The following is a 19,692-nucleotide window of genomic DNA, read 5'->3' on the forward strand; positions in this document are numbered from 1 at the left end:
GTCCTTTCTTGTGGTTTGCGGGAGGCGCCGCTTTCAGGCGGCGCGGGTCAGCGGGAAATCCGCCAGGGAAACGAAGCGCTGGCTGGCGTGGTCCAGCGCCAGGATGGCGCCGGTTTCGATGTCGTAGACCCAGCCGTGCAGGGTCAGCCGGCCCTGGCGCATCGCCAGCGCCACCGAGGGGTGGGTTTTGAGATTGGCCAGTTGGGCGATGACGTTTTCCCTGACCATGTCGTCCAGCCGCTGGCGGGCGTTGTCGTGCCGGCGCGCCGCGTTCACCACTTTGGCGGAGTCGGCGTGGCGCAGCCAGCCCGCCACCGCTGGCAGATGGTCCAGGCAGCAGCCATTGGCGATCGCCGTCATCGCGCCGCAGTCGGAATGGCCGCAGACCACGATGTCGGCGACGCCCAGCGCGGCCACCGCGTATTCCACCGAGGCGGTGACGCCGCCCGGCTCCGGCCCGTAGCAGGGAACGATGTTGCCGGCGTTGCGGATCACGAACAGCGCGCCGGGTTCTTGCTGAGTCAGCAGCTCCGGCACCACGCGGCTGTCCGAGCAGGTGATGAACAGCGCGCCGGGGGCCTGGCTATCGGCCAATTGGCGGAACAGCGCCGAACGCTGGGGATAGGCTTCTTGTTGGAATTTCAGAAAACCGTCGATGAGGGCTTGCATGGCTTGCTCCTTGGCGGGGAAGGGATGCGCCAAGGATGAGGCTTTTTCTCTATAGGGTCCAAGACCGATATAAAATGATATCCATAATTATTTCCTATAGTTTGGGCGCATGATTCTCCGACATATCCGTTATCTGCAGGCCGTGGTCGAGCACGGCAATTTCACTCGGGCGGCCGAGGCGCTGCATGTGTCGCAACCCACGCTGTCGCAGCAGATCAAGCAATTGGAAGAGATGGTGGGCGCGCAGCTACTGGACCGCGGCGGACGCATGGTGCGGCCCACCGATGCCGGCGCCGCCTATCTGGAATACGCGCGCCGCGCGCTGCGCGAACTGGAGGCGGCGCAGCGCGCCACCCGGGACGTCGGCGATCTGTCACGCGGCAGCCTGCGGCTGGCGATGACGCCGACCTTCGCCAGTTATCTGCTGGGGCCGCTGGCGGCGCGGCTGCGCCGGCTCTACCCCGGCATCGAGCTATGCGTGCGCGAGGCGACGCTGGACGCGATCGAGCTGGCCTTGCTGGCGGATGAGATCGACGTGGGAATCGCTTTCGATCAGGCGCGCTCAGCGGAGATAGACGCGCGCCCGCTATTCAGCGAAACCCTGGCCGTGGTGGTGGGCGGCCTCCACCCGTGGCGACAGCGGACGCAGGCGCTCGGCGCGGAGGCATTGGCGCAGACGCCGTGGGCGCTGTTGAGCGCGGATTTCGCCACCCGCGGCCATATCGATCGCTATTTCCAGGCCCTGGGCCTGAAGCCGCGGATCGCGGCGCAAGCCAATAGCATAGGCGCGGTGTTGGAAATGGTCCGCCACGGCGATTGCGCCACCATCCTGCCGTGGGCGATCACGCGGCGGCATCCGGAATTGGGAGCGCTGGGATTGCAAACGCCGTTGCCGGCGCGCACCGCGGCGGTTCTGACGCGCAAGGGCGGGTATCGCAGCGCCGCCTTGCGGGCGCTTCTGCCAGTGCTGGATGCTTTGGGAGAGGAGATGGAAGCCGAGGGCGGCGCGAGGCCGCCCGCGGCGGGAGCCGGCTGAGCGGCTCCCGGCAGGGGTTTAGGCTTGCTGGCCGGCCAGCTTGCCGCGCGGCGCGTTCTCGGCGGCTTCCATGTCGGCGACGGCGCGGGCGTCGTGCTCGGCGTCCAGGTAACGGGTGCGCCAACCGCTGTTGACGCCCCAGTAGTAGAAGGCCAGCGCTACCGCGGCCACCACCGCCATGTCCGGTCCGTAGGGCAAGAGGCCGATGCCGCCGAAGTCCCGGCTGCCGATATAAGACAGCAGCGCCATCGTCGGCAGGTAGAGCACCATCCACAGCGCGCCTTTCAGCTCGCGGCCGAACTCGGGCCAGCCGGCGCGGGCCTGGTACCAGAAATACACCGGCAGCGCGGCCACGATCAGGAAGATGATCTCGCCGGTCAGCGGCCAGCGCGCCCAGTACAGCACCAGCGAGGCGCAGACGAAGGCGAACGGCGCGACCACGCCTAGGCCGGCCAGGCGCAAGGGGCGCGGCAGATCGGCGGCGCAGCGGCGCAGCGCGGCCGCGCTGATCGGTCCGGTCAGATAGGAAATCACCGTGGCCACCGAGATCACCGCCGCCAGCGTGCCCCAGCCGCGGAAGAAGAACAGGAAGACAAAGGATACCGCCAGGTTGAACCACATCGCCGGGCGCGGGATGTGGTAGAGCGGGTGGATGCGACCGAAGATCTCCGGCATGGTGCCGTTGCGCTGCATGCCGTAGATCATGCGCGAGGTGGTGGCCATATAGGTGGCGCCGGTGCCGCTGGGGCTGACGAAGGCGTCGAAGTACAGCAGCAGCATCAGCCAGTTCAGGCCCAGCGCCATCGCCAGCTGGGCGAAGGGCGAGCTGAAGTTCAGGCCTTGCCAGCCGTGGGCCAGGTCCGCCGGCGACAGCGCGCCGATGAAGGCCACTTGCAGCGCCACATAGATCACCGCCGCCAGCAGGATGGAGCCGACCACGCCAAAGGGCACGCTCTTGCCCGGATTGCGGGCCTCGCCGGCCAGGTTGATCGGGCTTTGGAAGCCGTTGAAGCTGAACACGATGCCGCTGGTGGCCACCGCGGTCATCACGCTGGCCCAGCCAAACGGCGCGAAGCCGCCCGGCGTGGCGCCGCCCAGATTGCCGGGGTGGAAGCCGCTGTAGATCAGCGCGCCCACGGTCAGCGCCGGCACGATCACCTTGAAGATGGTGATGGCGCTATTGGCCTTGGCGAACAGCTTGACGCCCCAGTAGTTGAGCATGAAGTAGACGATGACCAGCAGCGCGGCCAGCATCAGGCCGGGCGGGGTCAGTTCGCCCTGGGAATACAAATGCTGCGCCCAGGCATAGGGCCAGGAGCTCATGTATTGCACCGAGGCTTCGGCTTCGATCGGGATCACCGAGACGATGGCGATCCAGTTGGCCCAGCCGGCGATGAAGCCGAGCAGGGAGCCGTGGGAGTAGCGGGCGTAGCGCACCATGCCGCCGCTTTCCGGGAACATGGCGCCCAGTTCCGCGTAGCTGAGGGCGATGGAAAGAATGATCACCATGCCGACTATCCAGGCGACGATGGCGGCCGGGCCGGCGATCTGGGCGGCATGGGCGGCGCCGAACAGCCAGCCGGAGCCGATGATGGAGCCCAGGCCGGTCAGCATCAGGGCGATGGGGCCGATATGGCGCGAGTGTTGCTGTGTCAAAGGTATCTCCTGTCAAAGAGCCCGCTCGCGATCTCGCGCGCAAACGCGCGGCAAGGCGAAGACGGGTTCTAAAAACCCGACGGCCCGGTGGAGTCAGCGCCGGACACGGCGGGCAAGCGATGGAGACAAGTTCCGGCCACGACGCGCTCGCCCGGCCGTCCGGGGCGGAGGCATGGCATAGAGGATGACGGCGTGCTGGATGCGTCGGCGCGGAGAGCGCCGGCGAGCTTGTCCCGGGTGCCGGGTGGGCCCGGTCTGATGTGCTCTTTTATAAGAGGGGGCTAATCTACCTTTGCTTTTCATTACGGTATGTAACGAAATGTATTCTCGCTTATGACAGAAGATTGAAAATGGCGATGAAAAGGGCAAATCATTGCGCGCATGAGCGCATGGCAAGTCTTTGTCTGGAATAAATGCTCGAAATTTTCGCCGCCGGCAATTTTATGCCTAATTGCCGGCGGCGCGGCGCGTCAGGCTGGCTGCTGTTGCAGCCGCCAGCTCGGCGCAGGATCGGCCGCGGCGGTTTGCGGCGCATCGATGCGGAACCAGCTCAGGGTCTGGTTCAGATCCTGGGCCGCGTCGGCCAGGTGCTGCATCACCGGCGCGGCTTGCTGCATCTGCTGATCGATGGCGGCGGCGAGGTGGGCCACCTCGTGGCCATGCTGACGGATGTCGCCGCCGGCGCGGGCCTGGGCGGCGCTGTGTGCGCGGATATCGGCCATCAGCCGGTTCAGCCGGCCGAGGCCGGCGTCCACTTGCAATAGCGCCTGGTCCAGCGCCTGCTGCGAATCCAGCTTGTCGGCGCAGGCGTCGCCGGCCTGTTCCAGCGCGGCATGCAGCGAGCCGGTGGCGCCTTCCACCTTGCCCAGCGCGTCGAAGATGCTGCCGGTGGCGGCGCGGGTGCGCTCGGACAATTTGCGCACTTCGTCGGCCACCACGGCGAAGCCGCGGCCGCTTTCGCCGGCGCGGGCGGCTTCGATCGCGGCGTTGAGCGCCAGCAGATTGGTCTGCTCGGCCACATCGCGGATCAGGCCGCTGACGCCGGCGATATCGTCCAGGCTGTGCTTGAGCTGACGCATTTCCGCCTGCGCGTGCTCCATATTGCCGGCCAGCGCCTGCATCGCCTCGGCGTTGCGCTGGCCCAGTTCGCGCGCGCTCTCGGTGTCCGCCGCCGCCTGGCGGGTGTGGGCGTCAGCCTGTTGCAGATGGCCGGCCACGCTCTGGGCGCTGTCGGCCACGGCGTGGGCGGCTTCATTGCTGAGCTTGGCCTTGGCGCTTTGCAGGCGGCTGGCGTCGGCTACTTGCAGGGTCAGCAACTGCAGGCGCTGGCAATCGCCACCGCTGCGGCGGGCATCGCCCTCCACGCGCCGCAGCAGCTCGCTCAGCTTGTCCAGGAACAGGTTCAGCCGGCTGGCGGTGGCGGCCAGCTCGTCGCGGCCCTGGGCCGGCAGCCGCATCGCCAGATTGCCTTCCCCCAGCGCGTCGGCGGCGGCGGCCATCGCTTGCAGCTGTCGTTTCAGCCGGCGTGCCAGCGCCAGCTGCATCGCCACCACCACCAGGCTGGCCAGGCCCAGCGGTCCCAGCGTCAGCCAGGCCAGCCGGCCCAGCGTGTCCCGCAGTTGCGCGCTTTCCTGGCGCAGCCGCTGCTGCTCCTGCCGCTGCAGGCGGTCCAGCTGCGCCGCCAGCGGCTGCAGGTGCTGCTGCCAGGCTTGTTCCGGGATGGCCAGCGCGTCTTGCGGCGCGGTTTCGGCTATGGTCAGCGCGCTGTTCAGATTGCGCTGGTAAGCGCTCCACAGCGGGGTGACCGATAGTCGGAAGGCTTGCGCCTCGGCGGCCGGCAGGCCGGCGGCGATGTCCTGGCTCAGCTGCGCCACGGTCTGGCTGGTCTGCCGCAGCAACGCCGGGCTGTCCGGCAGCAGCGGGTCCAGCCGCGACAGCTGCAGCACGCTGGCTTTCAGCTGGTATAGATTGGCGCTCAGTTGCTGGCGCGCGCTATGGCGTTCCACCGCCTGGGTCAGGTCCAGCAGTTGCTGCCCGGTGAGGACCAGGGCCAACGCCAGGCTGGCGAGGGTGAAGAGTATGGTCAGCCACAGGCGTTTGGCCAAAGTCATGATGATGTCGTGCGTGTGTGATGCGGGAGAGCCGCAGTCTAGGCGCGCCTAATGACGAAAGAATGACATGAATATGAATTGTCCTGTCATGAAGCATTGCCGAGCGACCATTCTCTGCCGACGCCCGGCGGCGATGCGGCTAAAATAGCCGGGTTTGTCATTTTTCTTGGTTGTTGCCTTATGACTTTGCTATCCCCGGACCAGTTGGAACAAGACTTGTGGGCGTCCACGGAGCTGCTGCGCGAGCAGGTGGATCTCTACGACTACAAGAATCATGTGTTCGGCCTGTTTGTGCTCAAGCGCTGCCACGATGTGTTCGTGGAGCGGGTGCAGGCATTGGTGGCGGCCGAGGGCATGAGCCGCAAGCGCGCCGACGGCGTGGTGCAGGAACAATACGGAATCTATCCGCAGACGGCGCGCTGGCCCGGCCTGCAGGAGCGCAAGAAGGGCATAGGCGAGGCGCTGGACAAGGCGGTGGTAGCGCTGGAGGAACACCGGCCGGCGCTGGCCGGCGTGCTCAGCGTGGTGCAATACCAGGGGCACAAGCGCTTGAGCGACGAGGTGCTGCATCCGCTGATGAACCATATCGGCGCCTTGAAGCTGGGCAATGCCGACCTGGAGGACCCGTCCCGCTTGGGCGAGGTCTGCGAGGGGCTGGTGCGCCGCTACGCGGTGGAGTCCGGCAAGCGCGGCGGCGCGTTTTCCACGCCGGCGCCGGTGAGCCGGCTGCTGCTGGAATTGGTGGAGCTGCAAGCGGGACACAGCCTGTACGACCCCAGCTGCGGCGCGGCCGGCACGCTATTCGACGCATGGCGGATGATGGCCGGCCGGCCCGGCGGAAAACGGGCGGACGGCACGGTGGACCTGGAAATCTTCGGCCAGGAAAAACTACCTGCCACCTGGGCCATGGCCAAGCTGTGCGCGTATTTCCACGGTGTGGAAATGAAGCTGGAACTGGGGGACACCCTGGTGGCGCCCGGGCATTTGTCGCCGGAGGGCCTGCTGCCGCGTTTCGACCGCGCCGTGGCGCAACTGCCGTTCACGGTGAAGAACTGGTGGACGCCGCTGGAAGCCGAGGTGGCGGAAGCGCCGCCGGCCGATGGCAAGAAGCGCCGCCGCAAACGACCGGCCGAGCCCAATTACAAGAAGCTGGTCGACGAGCACAAGCGCTTCGGCTACGGCATTCCGCCGCGCAGCTTCGGCGATTACGCCTTTGTCCAGCATGTGCTGGCCACGTTGAAGGAGGATGGCCGCGCCGCGCTGGTGATGCCGCACGACGTACTGTTCCGCGACGGCGACGAGGGCCGCATCCGCAATGCCCTGCTGTTCGGCAGCCACGGCCAGTCCGGCGACCGCATCGAGGCGGTGATAGGCCTGCCGCCGGCGCTGTTCTACGGCTCCGGCATGCCCACCTGCGTAGTGGTGTTGAACAAGAACAAGCCGGCGCCGCTGCGCAACAAGGTGATATTGATCGACGCCAGCAAGGCCTTCGCGCGCGGACGCGCGCAGAACGCGCTGCGGCCCGAGGATGTGGAGCACATTCTCCGCGCCTACCGCGCGGCGGTGGAAGATGAGCGGGAGGAGCCGGATTATCTGCGGGTGGTGGGCTTGCGCGAGGTCAAACAGGGGCATCGCGGCAATCTCAATCTGCAGCGTTATTTCGCGCCGGACGAAACCGCCGAGGTGGTGGATGCCGAGGCGCTGGCCACCGAGCTGACCGGGCTGCAAGAGCAGGAGCAGGCGCTGGACCTGCGCCTGGCCGCGTTCTTGACCGAGCAGGGCTGGCAGCTGGAGCCGGGCGAGCTGGAAGGCTGCCTGAGCCTGGCCGAGGAGAAGCTGGAACTGCTGTCCAGCCAGTACGCGGCCAGCCGCAAGCTGCGGCCTAGCCGGATCCAGGCCTTGCTCAACCGCGGCTATGGCACGCGGCGCATGGGCAAATGGAGCCCGCACCAGTCGTTCAAGCCCAGCCCGCTGGGCGTGATTCCCGGCAATTGGGAGCTGCGCAAACTCGGCGAGCTGGCGACGCCGCTGGCGGAGACGGCATCGGGCGAGTTGTGCCAGCCCGTCGCCGACGGCTGGCGCCAGGCCGGCAGCGGCCAGGGGCTGAGCGTGCCGCCGCAGGCTTTCGCCTTTGATCCGGCGCGTTTGTACCAGGGTGGGCTGGCGCGCAACGAGAAGGAGCTGGCCTTGCTCGCCGCCGATGGTCAACAAGGCTTTGTGCTGGACGAGACACTGTTGTTGCCGGCCTTCTTCGATTGCTATCGTCAATCCGAATGGTGGCGTTTCTGCCTGGAGCGCCTGGGCGCGGCGGTGGAGGAGGCGTGTCTGGATTTCTCCGCGCTGGCCGAGGCCTGGGTGCCGTTGCCGCCGCTCAGCGAGCAGCGCAAGCTGGTGACCGAGTGGGAGAGCCAGGATCAGGCGCTGGCGCTGTTGCAGCGCCGGCTGCTGGACTGGCAGGCGCATTGCGAGACACTGCGCGCGCGGCTGCCGGAGCGGGAGTAAGAACCTGTTCACGATCCGCTGCGCGTCGTGGAGCGTTACACGATGAGTTCCGCGTCGAAATGCCCATGTTCCGCGGGTACATTCCGCTTCCTCAGCTGTTTTCGCCTTGTCTCGCTCTAGCTCGAGACTTTGCGCAGGCGCTCAGGGCAGCAGGTCCAGCAATTGCACATCGCTATTGTCCGGCCCCAGCACTAGGCTGCGCTCGGCCGGGCTGTATTGCAGCAGGCTGAGCGCGGCGTCGTCGGCGCCGTGCACCCGGCGCAGCATCTCGCTCGGCGTGAAGCCGGACAGCGCGCGGAAATCGCGCGCCATGTGCGCCTGGTCGAAGTAGCCGCAGTCCTGCGCCAGCGCCGCCAGCTTGCCGCCGGCCTGCGGCCGGCAAATCAGTAGCCCCAGCATATTGACGAAGCGCAGCAGGCGGCGAGCGTCGCGCAGCGGCAGGCCGTAGCTGGCCAGGAAGCGGCGCTCGAACTGGCGCAGGCTCAGGCCGCAGTCGGCGGCCAGCGTGGCGGCGTCCTGTTCGAACAGGCGCGCCACCGGCAGCCGCAGCGCGCGCGGCTGGCGCAATTCCCGCTCCGCCGCCAGCTTGAGCAGCCAGCGGCCGAAGACATCGGCCAAGTCCTGCGGCTGGGGGCAGGCTTGCAGGCTGTCGCACAGCTTGGCCTCCTCATCTCCGCCTATCAATTCTTCCAGCGGCCAGACCTGATCACTCAAGCGCCAACAGTCCAGCGGCAGCAGCCGCGGCAGTTGTCCCACCCGCAGCAGCGCGCTGATGAAGCGAGTGCCCGGCGCGACGCGCAGGGTGATCGGCCGGGTGATGGGGCCGCTGACGAAGGCGCGCGGCGAAGTGGCCACCATCAGGCCGTCGATCACGGTCTGACTGCGGCCGGCCAGCAGCACGCCGATATGCGGCCACGGCGTGGCCGGCAGTTGGATTTCGCCTGCGCTGTCCAGCTGCAGGTGCAGATAGCGCAGCAAGGGGGCCAGCGCCGGCGGAGGAGGCAAGAGCAAGCGGTTCATCATGTCCGTCATGATAAAGACATGGCGGACGACTGAACATTCCGCGTGCGCTGCGCGCGGGACTACTTCTGCCAGTAGGTCTTGACGTTGACGAACTCGTACAAGCCGAACTCGGACAGCTCGCGGCCATAGCCCGAGGATTTGACGCCGCCGAAAGGCAGGCGCAGGTCCGAGCTGGTGTGGCGATTGATGAACACGCTGCCGGCCTCGATCTGGCGCGCCAGCGCCCAAGCGCGTTCCTTGTCCGCGCTGTAGATGCTGGCGCCCAGGCCGAACGGGGTGTCGTTGGCCAGGCGCAGCGCGTCGGCCTCGTCGCGCGCGCGCAAGATGCTGGCCACCGGGCCGAACACTTCCTCGTGGTAGACGCGGCAATCCGGGTTGACCCGGTCCAGCACCGTGGCCGGGTAGAAGAAGCCGGGCGTGACCGGCATCTGGCCGCCCAGGCGCAGCTCGGCGCCGTGGGCGACGGCGTCCAGCACCTGGGCGTGCAAGGCCTCGCGCAGATCGGCGCGGGTCAGCGGCGACAAGGTGGTGGCCGGGTGGCGCGGATCGCCGGCGCGCAGCTTGGCGGCCTCGGCGCAGAAGGCCTCGATGAAGGCGTCGGCGATCTCCGGCACCACGATCATGCGCTTGGCGGCGTTGCAGCTTTGGCCGGCGTCGCGGAAACGGGAGTTGGCGGCGTCCTGCGCGGCGGCGGCGACATCGGCGTCGGCCAGCACGATGAAGGGATTGCTGCCGCCCAGTTCCAGCACGGTTTTCTTCAGATGGCGGCCGGCCAGTGCCGCGATGGCGCGCCCGGTCTGGGTGGAGCCGGTGAAGGCAACAGCATCGCACTGGCGGATGGCCTCTTCCACCTGGTCATGGTCTATCCAGGCCACTTCCAGTGTCTCCAGGCCGGCGGCACGCGCCAGTTCCAGCAGACGTTGGGTGGATTGCGGCACCGACGGCGCCGGCTTGACCAGGCAGGCATTGCCGGCCATCAGCGCCGGCACCGCGAAACGCAGCACCTGCCAGATCGGGTAGTTCCACGGCATCACCGCCAGCACCGTGCCCAGGGCTTCGAAGGCCACGCCGCTGCGGCTGGCCTGGGTGGGAATCTCCAGCGAGGCCAGCAGTTCCGGCGCCAGCTGCGCGTAATAGCGGATCAATTGCGCGGACTTGTCGATCTCGGCTAGGCATTCCGCGGTGCGCTTGCCCACTTCCAGCGTGACCAGGCCGGCCAGCTCCTCGCGGTGGGCCTGCAATTGATCGGCGACGCGCAGCAATTGCGCGGCGCGTTCGGCCACGCTTTGCGCGCGCCAGCGGCGCTGGGCCGCGCGCAACTGCGCGAGCGCGACGGGCAATTGGGATTCCGGCCAGGCGGCGCGGGTGTAGACGACTTCTCCTGTGGCGGGATTGCAGCTGGTAAAGGCGGTCATGACGTGCTGTATCGGTATTCGGGCAAAAGAGCAATGTAGCAAAAATCACCGGCGGCTGGGATGGATAGGGTCAAATCCGCGGCGATTTGCTCGTTATATTTCTAATTTGAATAAATGGGTAAATTCATAGTTCTTTAGGTTTTATGTGGCTTGCTTATAGACTGGATCGCAATCGCCAGGCAGTGGCGTGGACGGACGGCGAGATCAGAGGCAAGACATGATTGCGATAGAAAACTTATACAAACATTACCGCGTGGATGGACGCGAAGTGCTGGCCCTGGACGATGTCAGCCTGAAAGTGGCCAAGGGCGAGGTGTTCGGCATCATCGGCCGTTCCGGCGCCGGCAAGAGCACCCTGGTGCGCTGCCTGAACCTGCTGGAGCGGCCGGACCGCGGCGCGGTGCGCCTGGGCGATACCGAGCTGACCGCGCTGGACAGCCGGCAGCTGCAGCTGCGCCGCCAGCGCATCGGCATGGTGTTCCAGCATTTCAATCTGTTGAAGTCGCGCACCGTGGCCGCCAATGTGCGCTTCCCGCTGGAGTTGGCCGGCGGCGTCAGCGCGGCCCAGATGGACGCCCGAGTGGACGAGCTATTGGCGCTGGTGGGCCTGGCCGGCCACCGCGACAAATACCCGGCGCAGCTGTCCGGCGGCCAGAAGCAGCGCGTAGGCATCGCCCGCGCGCTGGCCAATCATCCCGAACTGTTGCTGTGCGATGAGGCGACCTCGGCGCTGGACCCGGAAACCACGGATTCCATCCTGACCCTGCTGGCCGACATCAATCGCCAGCTGGGGCTGACCATTGTGCTGATCACCCATGAGATGCGGGTGATCCGCCAGCTGTGCGACCAGGTGGCGGTGCTGGATCACGGCCGCGTGGTGGAGCAGGGGCCGGTGCTGGAGGTCTTCCTGCATCCGCGGCATGAAGTGACCCGCGGCCTGCTGGCGGAAACCGGGCTGTACCAAGAGGAGGCGCGTCAGACTTGGCAGCAGCGCGTGGGCGCGCCGCTGATCAAGCTGACCTTCGTCGGCGCGCCCACCCTGCAGCCGGTGCTGGACGTGGTGGGCAAGCAGGCGGGCGCCCGCTTCAATCTGGTCAGCGGCACGCTGTCCGAGATCAAGGGCACGCCGTTTGGCCAATTGGTGGCCGGCGTGATCGAATCGCAAGCTCCGCTGGAGAGCTTGCCGGAATTATTCGCCCGCCAGGGCGTGCGTTGCGAGGTGCTGTGATGGATGGTTTCGATTGGGCGCAATTATTGAGCATGGACTGGCCGGAGATAGGCCTGGCCACGCTGGACACCCTGACCATGCTGGGCGCGTCGCTATTGTTCACCGTGGTGTTCGGCCTGCCGCTGGGCGTGCTGCTGTACGTGACGTCGCCGGGTCAGTTGCGGGCGCGGCCGCGCTTGTATGCGGTGCTGTCCTTTCTGATCAATGTGTTCCGCTCCCTGCCTTTCGTGATTCTGCTGATCGTGATGATCCCGCTGACGGTGAAGCTGGTGGGCACCTCGATAGGCGTGGCCGGCGCGATTCCGCCGCTGGTCGCCGGCGCCTCGCCCTTCTTCGCGCGGCTGGTGGAAAACGTGCTGCGCGAGGTGGACCGCGGCGTGATCGAGGCCAGCCAGTCCATGGGCGCCAGCCTGTGGCAGGTGGTGCGTCATGTGTTGCTGCCGGAGGCCTTGCCCGGCCTGGTGGGCGCGGCGACGGTGACCACGGTGGCGCTGGTGTCTTATACCGCGATGTCCGGCGTCATCGGCGGCGGCGGGCTGGGCGATCTGGCGGTGCGCTACGGCTACCAGCGCTTCCAGACCGAGGTGATGGTGGTGACCGTGGTGTTGCTGCTGTTGCTGGTGCAGTTGATACAGAGTTTCGGCGACCGGCTGGTGCTGCGCTGTCAACGCGGCTGAGCGCTCTGCGCTGCGGCCGCATCGAAAACCCAAGAGATTTGAACCCAACATTGTGTTGAATAGAGGAAATCGCATCATGAAAAAGAATATCGCTCGCTTCGCCTTTACCGCCGTGACCGCGCTATGGGGCGCGCAAGCGCTGGCCGCCGAGCCGGTGACCGTCACCGTGGCCGCGTCGCCGGTGCCGCACGCGGAAATCCTGGAGGCTTTGAAGCCGACCCTGGCCAAGCAAGGGGTCAAGCTGGAGGTGAAGGTGTTCAACGACTACGTGCAGCCCAATCTGCAAGTGTCCGAGAAGCGCCTGGACGCCAACTTCTTCCAGCACATTCCCTACTTGGATAAATTCAACAAGGACCGCGGCACCAAGCTGGTGGTGGCCAGCAAGCCGGTGCACATCGAGCCGTTCGGCGCCTACTCCAGCAAGTTCAAGAAAGTGGCGGACCTGCCCAAGGGCGCGACCGTGGCCATTCCCAACGATCCGACCAATGCCGGCCGCGCCTTGCTGCTGTTGGACCAAGGCGGCGTGATCAAGCTGAAGGACCGCAACAATCTGTATCCGACGGTGAAGGACATCGCGGCCAACGCCAAGCAGGTGAAGATCAAGGAACTGGAAGCCGCCACGCTGCCGCGCGTGCTGCCGCAGGTGGACCTGGCGCTGATCAACGCCAACTACGCGCTGGAAGCCAAGCTCAATCCCAAGCGCGACGCGCTGTTCATCGAAACCACCTCGCCGTACGCCAACCTGCTGGTGGCGCGCGCCGACAACAAGGATAGCGCCGGCGTGAAGAAGCTGGCCGCCGCGCTGGCCAGCCCGGAAGCGCGCAAGTTCATCGAGAGCAAGTACCAGGGCGCGGTGATCCCGGCGTTCTGAACGGCAGGATGAGGAGGTGCCCGGCTGCCCGGGTTTGAACGACACAGCCCCGCCATGCGGGGCTTTGTCATGTCGGAGCGTGCCGTGCCGGCTCAGCCGGCCGCGAGATCGGCCGGTTTTTCGCCGGTCAGGAAATAGCGGATGGTCTCGCTGACGCTGCGCATCGCGTCGCCAAAGGGCAGCGGATCGGCGCCGCGGAAGAACAGGCCCTTGCTCACCTCGCCGCGGAAGGCGGCGGCCAGCTTGAGGTCGATGCAGAACTGGCCCATCTTGGCCACGCCGTCGCGCAGGCCGCAGGCGCTCAGGCAATTCAGGCTCTGGGTGCAGCGCGCCGGGTCGGCCTTGGCGTTGGCCTGCAGCTTGGCTTCGCGTTTCAGATAGCTCTTCAGGAAGGGGGTCAGCACGCCGCGCGCCGGCAGGCCGGCCACGCTCATGAATTCGGCGATGTCCTGCGGCTTGGCCTCGGCCAGCGTGCGCTTGAAATTATCGTGAGCGTCGCCCTCGCGGGTGACGGCGAAGGCGGTGCCGATCTGCACCGCCGACGCGCCGAAGTCCTGGATGCAGGTCTTCATCTTCTCGAAACTGTTGATGCCGCCGGCGACGATCAGCGGGATGCGCTCGCTCTCCAGCTGCAGGCTCTTGAAAAGCTGGCGGGTTTCGTCCAGCACCTTCTGGAAGCTGAAGCGCTCGGCGTCGAGCTCGCCGATGCTGGCCGCGCCCAGGTGGCCGCCGGCGTGCTTGGGATGCTCGATGACGATGGCGTCCGGCAGCCGGCCTTTTTTCATCCAGCGCTTGAGCACGATGCCGATGCCGCGCGCTTCGGACAGGATGGGGATCAGCGCCACCCGGGGGAAGTCGGCGGTCAGCTCGGGCAGGTCCAGCGGCAGGCCGGCGCCCATCACCACCGCATCGGCGCCGGATGCGCAGGCCTGGCGCACATAGTCCGGGTAGGAGGCCACCGCCTTCATCACATTGACCGCCACCATGCCCTGGCCCTGGGCATTGGCCAGCGCGCCGCGGATCTCGCGATCCAGCGCGATCAGATTGAGTCGGTCCAGCTCCGCCTGGCCGGCGGCGTATTGCGATTGCTCGACCAGGTCGGCGTGCAGGTGGCGCAGATCAACGCTGGCCACCGTGCCCAGCGCGCCAGCGCGGGCGACATGGCCGGCCAGGCTCTTGGCGGAGACGCCTACGCCCATGCCGCCTTGCACGATGGGGAGCAGCGCGCGGCCGCCTATCAGGAGCGGGGAATAGCGGGAGAGATTTGTGGTCATTTAGCAACGTTGCCGCGATGGGTGAAAAAACAGCTCGATGCTAAGCGCCGGCGGCTTAAGAGTCTTTGCTCTAGAGCAATAAATAAGGACTGGATTCTTTCTATTTACGAAAAAAGATCATCCACTCAAGGACTTGTTTTGCCATGAGAATGATATGAGGTAGTGCAAGCTTTTGATTTCAGTAAGGATATTCTTACAGCAAGAAATTTCAGAAATCAATAAATGACAATTGCATGTATTTGTGATTGAAAAAGGGTTGCAGTGGCTTTTTTGTGTGCGCTGCCAAAAGGTTTTTTTGCCAAGGCACTAGCACGGCATAGAACTCCATTTCCTGTCCATTTGGTCAGATTTCGCTGTGGAAACCAGCACTTACAGTGCTCCCACCGCAAGAAAAACGGACTAGGAGAGAGTAATGGCGCATTTTTTCCCCATCGGACTAGGCGATATGTTGGTCGATCGAGTGAATGGAACCAACTGGGAGATCGATTTATTGAAATTTCGCCATCTTGTTTTCCGTGAGCAACTGAACTGGGTGGCGCCTAGCGTGGATGGCCTGGACCGCGACGAGTATGACGGTTTTTCCGACAATTTGGCGGTAAGGGATACGCAGGGCGTGTTGGGCTCGGTGCGGCTGACTCATGGCACGCGGCCTTTCATGATAGAGAGAGAGTTTTCTCGTTTGCTGGCTCCCGGCGAGAGCATCAGCAAGGGCGAGAGCGCGGCAGAAATCACCCGCTTCGCCGTCGACAAGCGCGCTTCGCCGCAACGGATGCGGGAGGCCGGACGGCTGTTGTATTTGAGCCTGTTGGAGTGGTCGCTGCTGCGCGGGGTCAAGCGGATGTACTTCGTGGTGGAGCCGGTGTTCTACCGGCATATCGTGCGCATGGGTTTCCCGGTGGTGCCGGTGGGCGTGCCCATGCATCTGGATGGTGGAGTGCTGTCGATGGCGGGCTATGTCGATTGGCCGCAGGCGGAGCCGGAGTTCATTCTGGGCTTGCGCAAGGGCATCAAGGCGCCGCCGGAGCGCTCCCGCGCCTGGTACGAGTTTGAAACGCGGCATGCCGCGGCCTCGATGCCGTTCTGATTGAAAAACAAGGCGACAGCCTGTTCAAAGCCCAGCGAATCAAGGGCGAGGCAAGGCCGGTGGCAATGCGCGTTCCTGTGCTCAGCAAGCAACATTCCATGGCGCATGGCAGCCTTTGAACAGGCTTTAGCCTGTAAATCCAAAGTTGGAACGGGGGCTAAGGGCCGGTGACGACCAGGCCGGGTGGCGGCAGCAAATGCATGCCAAGCACGATGGCGTGAGTGCGGTTATTGGCGTTCAGCTTGCGGATGACGTTGGCGACGTGGAATTTCACCGTGCGCTCGCTGATGTCCAGAATGGTGGCGATTTCCCAATTGGTCTTGCCGCGGCTCATCCAGTGGAAAATGTCGTATTCGCGCTGCGACAGCGGCATGGAGCTGGGAGTGGCCGGCGGCAGATTGGCCACGCGCACCGCGGCTTGGTGCAGATGGGGCGTCAGACAATCCAGCATGGCCACCAGATTGCTGTCATGGGCGGTTTCGCTGCCGCTGAGCGAGAAAATGCAGCCCAGATTGTTGCGTTGCGACACCGCGCTGAAGCTCAGACCGTCGCCCAGGCCCACCGACGAAGCTTCCGCGATGAATTTCTTCTCGTCCTTGCCCTTGGCGCGGCTGAAGCGCTCATTCCACGCCACCGGACCCTGCCCCAGGTGGATGCGCAGAATCGGATCGCACTGCGAGTAGTTTTCCTTCATGTACTGCTCGGTCCATTCGACCGGATAGCTGACGTTCAGCACGCGTTCCAGGCGCTGGATCTGCTGTTGCTGATTGACACGTCCCAAGGCCAGGACGATGTGCTCGGAAGGCGCATGGCTGATGATGAGGTCAAGGAAAGCCCTGAGCTCGGCTTCGGTTTCGATTTGTCCGGCAAGGTGAATCCATTCCAGCAATGTCCATTGCTGACTCGCAGACAAACCGCTGGGCAGCGGCCGTGCTATCGCGGAATTTGAGATGACCATGAGCAAATCTTTCTTGATCTTGTGGTTTTACGCTGCTGGATAGTAGCCCACATGCAAAAGGCATGGGAAGCGCTAACTCCTTGTTCTGGTGCTAAGAACAGCGGCTGTTGCATTCGTCGCCGACATTATAACAAATTGCCTGTCCAAAAATCCGTAAGTGGAAATAATTATATTGATCAATGGCTTATTTGATGCTATTCGGCCCAGTCGAATCGGGAGGGAGGAGCGGGGCGCCGCGCGGGCGGCGCGTGATGAGGGCTGGGGTACTGAACCTTCTGTCAGTGTTCCCGGTAGCTGAAATGCTGGAACAACGGCGCGATTTCTTCTAACAGGGCCGGCGCCGGCCAGCCGGGAGGCGTGGCGGTCAGCGCGGAGGACGGCGGCGGACGCAGTTGTTGCCAGTGGTAGTCGCTCACGCCCTGCGCCGCCAGTCGGCGCGCCAGTTCGGCGAGCTGCGCCTCGTCGTGCCAGCGCGGATGTATGGTGCTGCGGCACTCGAATTGACTGTTGTTTTGCAACAGCAGCTGCAGCGATTGCCGCGCTTGCTCGCCGCTACGCGGCAGGCCGGTCAGCGCCGGGTAGGCGTCGAAGCCGGTCTTGATGTCCAGCCCAACCCAGTCCAGCAGCGGCAGCGCCTGTTGCAAGCGTTGCGGATAGGCGCCGCCGGTGTGCAGGCCGGTGGCGAAGCCCAGTGCCCGCGTTTGCTCCAGCAGCGCCGGCAGCGCCGGCTCCTGCAGCGGCTCGCCGCCGGAGAACACCACGCCATCGAGCAGGCCGACCCGGCTTTGCAGCCAGCGCAGAATGTCCGGCCAGCGCGCTTCGCCGTTGCCGCGTCGCAGCAGGTGCGGGTTGTGGCAATAGCCGCAGCGCCATGGGCAGCCGGACAGGAATACCACCGCGCACAGCTTGCCGGGCCAGTCGCAGCTGGAGAACGGCGTCAGCCCGCCAATGCGGGCCGAGGCGGCGTCAGTTGCCGGCGGTTTCACTGAAGCAGACCCGTTCATCGAACTCGCCGCGCTTGCCGATATTGAAGGATTGCACCGGGCGGTGATAGCCCATGACCCGGGTCCAGACTTCGCAGCGGGTGCGTTGTTCGTCGCGGAGCGGGGCGGCGTCTTGGCCGGGGATGCGGAGGGGAGGCGTCATGCGGTTTCCTTTCTTGAGGTCAGGCTTGCTGGCGAGCCAGTTGTTCGGCGTCGCAGCGCGGGCAGAATTCGTGATGGCCGGATAGATAGCCGTGCTTGGGGCAGATCGAGAAGGTCGGCGTCACCGTGATATAGGGCAGGCGGAAATTGGACAGCGCGCGCCGTACCAGCTCGCGGCAGGCCTGGGCGCTGCTGATCGCCTCGGTCATATAGAGATGCAGCACGGTGCCGCCGGTGTATTTGCGCTGCAGCTTCTCCTGGCGTTGCAGCGCTTCGAACGGATCGTCGGTGAAGCCCACCGGCAATTGGCTGGAGTTGGTGTAATACGGATGGGCGTCGCTGCCGGCCTGCAGAATGCCGGGATAGCGCTTGCGGTCTTCCTTGGCGAAGCGGTAGGTGGTGCCCTCCGCCGGGGTGGCTTCCAGGTTGTACAGGTGGCCGGTGCTTTCCTGGAATTCGACCATGCGCTGGCGAATGTGGTCCAGATAATCGCAGGCCAGTTGGTGGCCTTCGTCGCTGGCGATGTCGATGCGGTCGGCGCTGAAGTTGCGGATCATTTCATTGATGCCGTTGACGCCTATGGTGCTGAAGTGATTGCGCAGCGAGCCGAGGAAATGGCGGGTATAGGGATAGAGGCCATCGTCGATGCGCGCCTGCACTTCGGCGCGTTTTTTCTCCAGCGCGTCGCGCGACAGTTCCAGCAGGCGGTCGGTTTCTGCGATCAGCGCTGGGTAGTCACCGGCGAAGCGATGGCCCAGGCGCGCGCAATTGAGGGTGATGACGCCGACCGAGCCGGTCTGCTCGGCGCTGCCGAACAAGCCGTTGCCGCGCTTGAGCAATTCGCGCAAGTCCAGCTGCAGCCGGCAGCACATACTGCGCACCATTTGCGGCTCCAGGTCCGAATTCACGAAGTTCTGGAAATAGGGCAGGCCGTATTTGGCGGTCATTTCGAACAAGAGATCGGTGTTCTCGCCGTGCCAGTCGAAATCGCGGGTGATGTTGTAAGTGGGAATCGGGAAGGTGAAGGCGCGGCCCTTGGCGTCGCCGGCCAGCATCACTTCGATGTAGGCGCGGTTGATCATCGCCATTTCGCGCGCGCAATCGCCGTAGCGGAACGGCATTTCCTCGCCGCCTATCACCGGGATCTGCTCGGCGACATCGTCCGGGCAGGTCCAGTCGAAGGTCAGATTGGTGAACGGCGTCTGGGTACCCCAGCGGCTGGGCACATTGAGGTTGTAGATCAGTTCCTGGACGCACTGGCGCACCGCCTCATAGCTCAGACCGTCTTTTTTGACGAAGGGGGCCAGATAGGTGTCGAAGGAGCTGAAGGCTTGCGCGCCGGCCCATTCGTTTTGCAGGGTGCCGAGGAAGTTGACGATCTGGCCGCAGGCCGAGGACAGGTGGCGCGGCGCGGCGGATTCCACCTTGCCGGGAATGCCGTTGAAGCCGTTTTGCAACAGGGTGCGCAGCGACCAGCCGGCGCAGTAACCGGACAGCATGTCCAGGTCGTGGATGTGCAGATCGCCCTGGCGGTGGGCGAGCGCGACTTCCGGCGCCAGCACCCGCTCCAGCCAGTAATTGGCGGTGAGCTTGCCGGCGATGTTCAGGATCAGGCCGCCCAGGCTATAGCCCTGATTGGCGTTGGCATTGACTCGCCAATCGGCGCGGTCCAGATATTCATCGATCGCGGCGATGGCATCGACCGGAGCAGTAGGCGCGGAAGCAGTATTCATTGCTATATATAGTGATGGTTCCGAATGGGCTCCACTATAAATAGTGTTTTGTCGCTTGTGTCGCGCAGATGGCGATAACTTGATGCGGATCAAGCGTCTGGCAACTAGTAATAGTGGTTTGCTGTTTTGTCTTGCATAGATATTGTGTTTTTCCGGCAGGAGATGCTGGTGCTTGGCCGGGGGGCGTGGTTGGCGGCGGGAGGCGATCTGGGGGCTGGCGTTCAAGCGTGTAGGAAAGCTTTGTGACGCGTCATCGGCATATTGTTGCCAACTTGATGCGGTTTCATTGAGTCTGTTGCAACAAACTCAT

16 protein-coding genes are annotated in these 19,692 nt (G+C 64.9%); 6 read left to right on the top strand and 10 right to left on the bottom strand.

The genetic code is table 11. From position 1 onward, the window contains the following. Positions 1-33: 33 nt before the first annotated feature. The gene (locus VI26_RS04870) at positions 34-669 is read right to left on the bottom strand and encodes a carbonic anhydrase (RefSeq protein ID WP_048408696.1); all 636 of its coding nucleotides are present in this window, start codon (positions 667-669) and stop codon (positions 34-36) included. 109 nt (positions 670-778) lie between these two features. Here VI26_RS04870 and cynR point away from each other — a divergent pair, with 109 nt between their 5' ends. Beyond that, positions 779-1,705: a transcriptional regulator CynR gene (cynR, locus tag VI26_RS04875; RefSeq protein ID WP_048408628.1), complete on the top strand. Its 927-nt coding sequence runs from the start codon at positions 779-781 to the stop codon at positions 1,703-1,705. 18 nt (positions 1,706-1,723) lie between these two features. On the opposite strand, the gene VI26_RS04880 is transcribed toward cynR, so the two are convergent. Both VI26_RS04880 and VI26_RS04885 read right to left on the bottom strand, forming a co-directional pair. Then, positions 1,724-3,361, bottom strand: coding sequence for an APC family permease (locus tag VI26_RS04880; RefSeq protein ID WP_197081387.1), 1,638 nt, complete (start codon positions 3,359-3,361; stop codon positions 1,724-1,726). Positions 3,362-3,831: 470 nt separating this feature from the next. Next, the gene (locus VI26_RS04885) at positions 3,832-5,472 is read right to left on the bottom strand and encodes a methyl-accepting chemotaxis protein (RefSeq protein ID WP_048408629.1); all 1,641 of its coding nucleotides are present in this window, start codon (positions 5,470-5,472) and stop codon (positions 3,832-3,834) included. 180 nt (positions 5,473-5,652) lie between these two features. Here VI26_RS04885 and VI26_RS04890 point away from each other — a divergent pair, with 180 nt between their 5' ends. After that, positions 5,653-7,974, top strand: a complete 2,322-nt coding sequence (locus VI26_RS04890; protein WP_082150891.1) for a class I SAM-dependent DNA methyltransferase — start codon at positions 5,653-5,655, stop codon at positions 7,972-7,974. A gap of 141 nt (positions 7,975-8,115) precedes the next feature. Here the strand turns inward: VI26_RS04890 and VI26_RS23110 are convergent, their stop codons facing one another. Further along, positions 8,116-9,006, bottom strand: coding sequence for an AraC family transcriptional regulator (locus VI26_RS23110; protein ID WP_053074234.1), 891 nt, complete (start codon positions 9,004-9,006; stop codon positions 8,116-8,118). A gap of 50 nt (positions 9,007-9,056) precedes the next feature. Then, on the bottom strand, positions 9,057-10,412 hold the full coding sequence (locus tag VI26_RS04900; RefSeq protein WP_048408630.1) for an aldehyde dehydrogenase family protein: 1,356 nt from the start codon (positions 10,410-10,412) through the stop codon (positions 9,057-9,059). Positions 10,413-10,629: 217 nt separating this feature from the next. Between VI26_RS04900 and VI26_RS04905 the strand changes: the two genes are divergently transcribed. From VI26_RS04905 to VI26_RS04915, 3 genes are all read left to right on the top strand, one after another. Continuing rightward, positions 10,630-11,640: a methionine ABC transporter ATP-binding protein gene (locus tag VI26_RS04905; protein WP_048408631.1), complete on the top strand. Its 1,011-nt coding sequence runs from the start codon at positions 10,630-10,632 to the stop codon at positions 11,638-11,640. Next, the gene (locus tag VI26_RS04910) at positions 11,640-12,317 is read left to right on the top strand and encodes a methionine ABC transporter permease (protein ID WP_048408632.1); all 678 of its coding nucleotides are present in this window, start codon (positions 11,640-11,642) and stop codon (positions 12,315-12,317) included. Before VI26_RS04905 ends, VI26_RS04910 begins: the two co-directional genes overlap by 1 nt. A 76-nt stretch (positions 12,318-12,393) precedes the next feature. After that, entirely contained in the window at positions 12,394-13,188 is a 795-nt protein-coding gene (locus VI26_RS04915) for a MetQ/NlpA family ABC transporter substrate-binding protein (protein WP_048408633.1), read from the top strand. Positions 13,189-13,280: 92 nt separating this feature from the next. Here VI26_RS04915 and VI26_RS04920 read toward each other — a convergent pair whose 3' ends face one another. Further along, on the bottom strand, positions 13,281-14,462 hold the full coding sequence (locus tag VI26_RS04920; protein WP_048408634.1) for a nitronate monooxygenase family protein: 1,182 nt from the start codon (positions 14,460-14,462) through the stop codon (positions 13,281-13,283). 412 nt (positions 14,463-14,874) lie between these two features. Here VI26_RS04920 and VI26_RS04925 point away from each other — a divergent pair, with 412 nt between their 5' ends. After that, complete coding sequence (locus VI26_RS04925; protein WP_048408635.1) at positions 14,875-15,546, top strand: acyl-homoserine-lactone synthase; 672 nt, start codon at positions 14,875-14,877, stop codon at positions 15,544-15,546. A gap of 157 nt (positions 15,547-15,703) precedes the next feature. Here the strand turns inward: VI26_RS04925 and VI26_RS04930 are convergent, their stop codons facing one another. From VI26_RS04930 to VI26_RS04945, 4 genes are all read right to left on the bottom strand, one after another. Further along, positions 15,704-16,504, bottom strand: a complete 801-nt coding sequence (locus VI26_RS04930; protein WP_082150892.1) for a LuxR family transcriptional regulator — start codon at positions 16,502-16,504, stop codon at positions 15,704-15,706. 278 nt (positions 16,505-16,782) lie between these two features. Continuing rightward, complete coding sequence (locus VI26_RS04935; protein ID WP_231580955.1) at positions 16,783-17,490, bottom strand: anaerobic ribonucleoside-triphosphate reductase activating protein; 708 nt, start codon at positions 17,488-17,490, stop codon at positions 16,783-16,785. Beyond that, positions 17,471-17,650 (bottom strand): anaerobic ribonucleoside-triphosphate reductase, encoded by a 180-nt coding sequence (gene nrdD / locus VI26_RS25140; protein ID WP_048408638.1) that lies wholly within the window; start codon positions 17,648-17,650, stop codon positions 17,471-17,473. Before nrdD ends, VI26_RS04935 begins: the two co-directional genes overlap by 20 nt. Positions 17,651-17,669: 19 nt before the next feature. Then, complete coding sequence (locus tag VI26_RS04945; protein WP_048408639.1) at positions 17,670-19,382, bottom strand: ribonucleoside triphosphate reductase; 1,713 nt, start codon at positions 19,380-19,382, stop codon at positions 17,670-17,672. Positions 19,383-19,692 lie beyond the last annotated feature (310 nt).

It is taken from the genome of Chromobacterium sp. LK1 (assembly GCF_001043555.1).
GTDB lineage: Bacteria > Pseudomonadota > Gammaproteobacteria > Burkholderiales > Chromobacteriaceae > Chromobacterium > Chromobacterium aquaticum.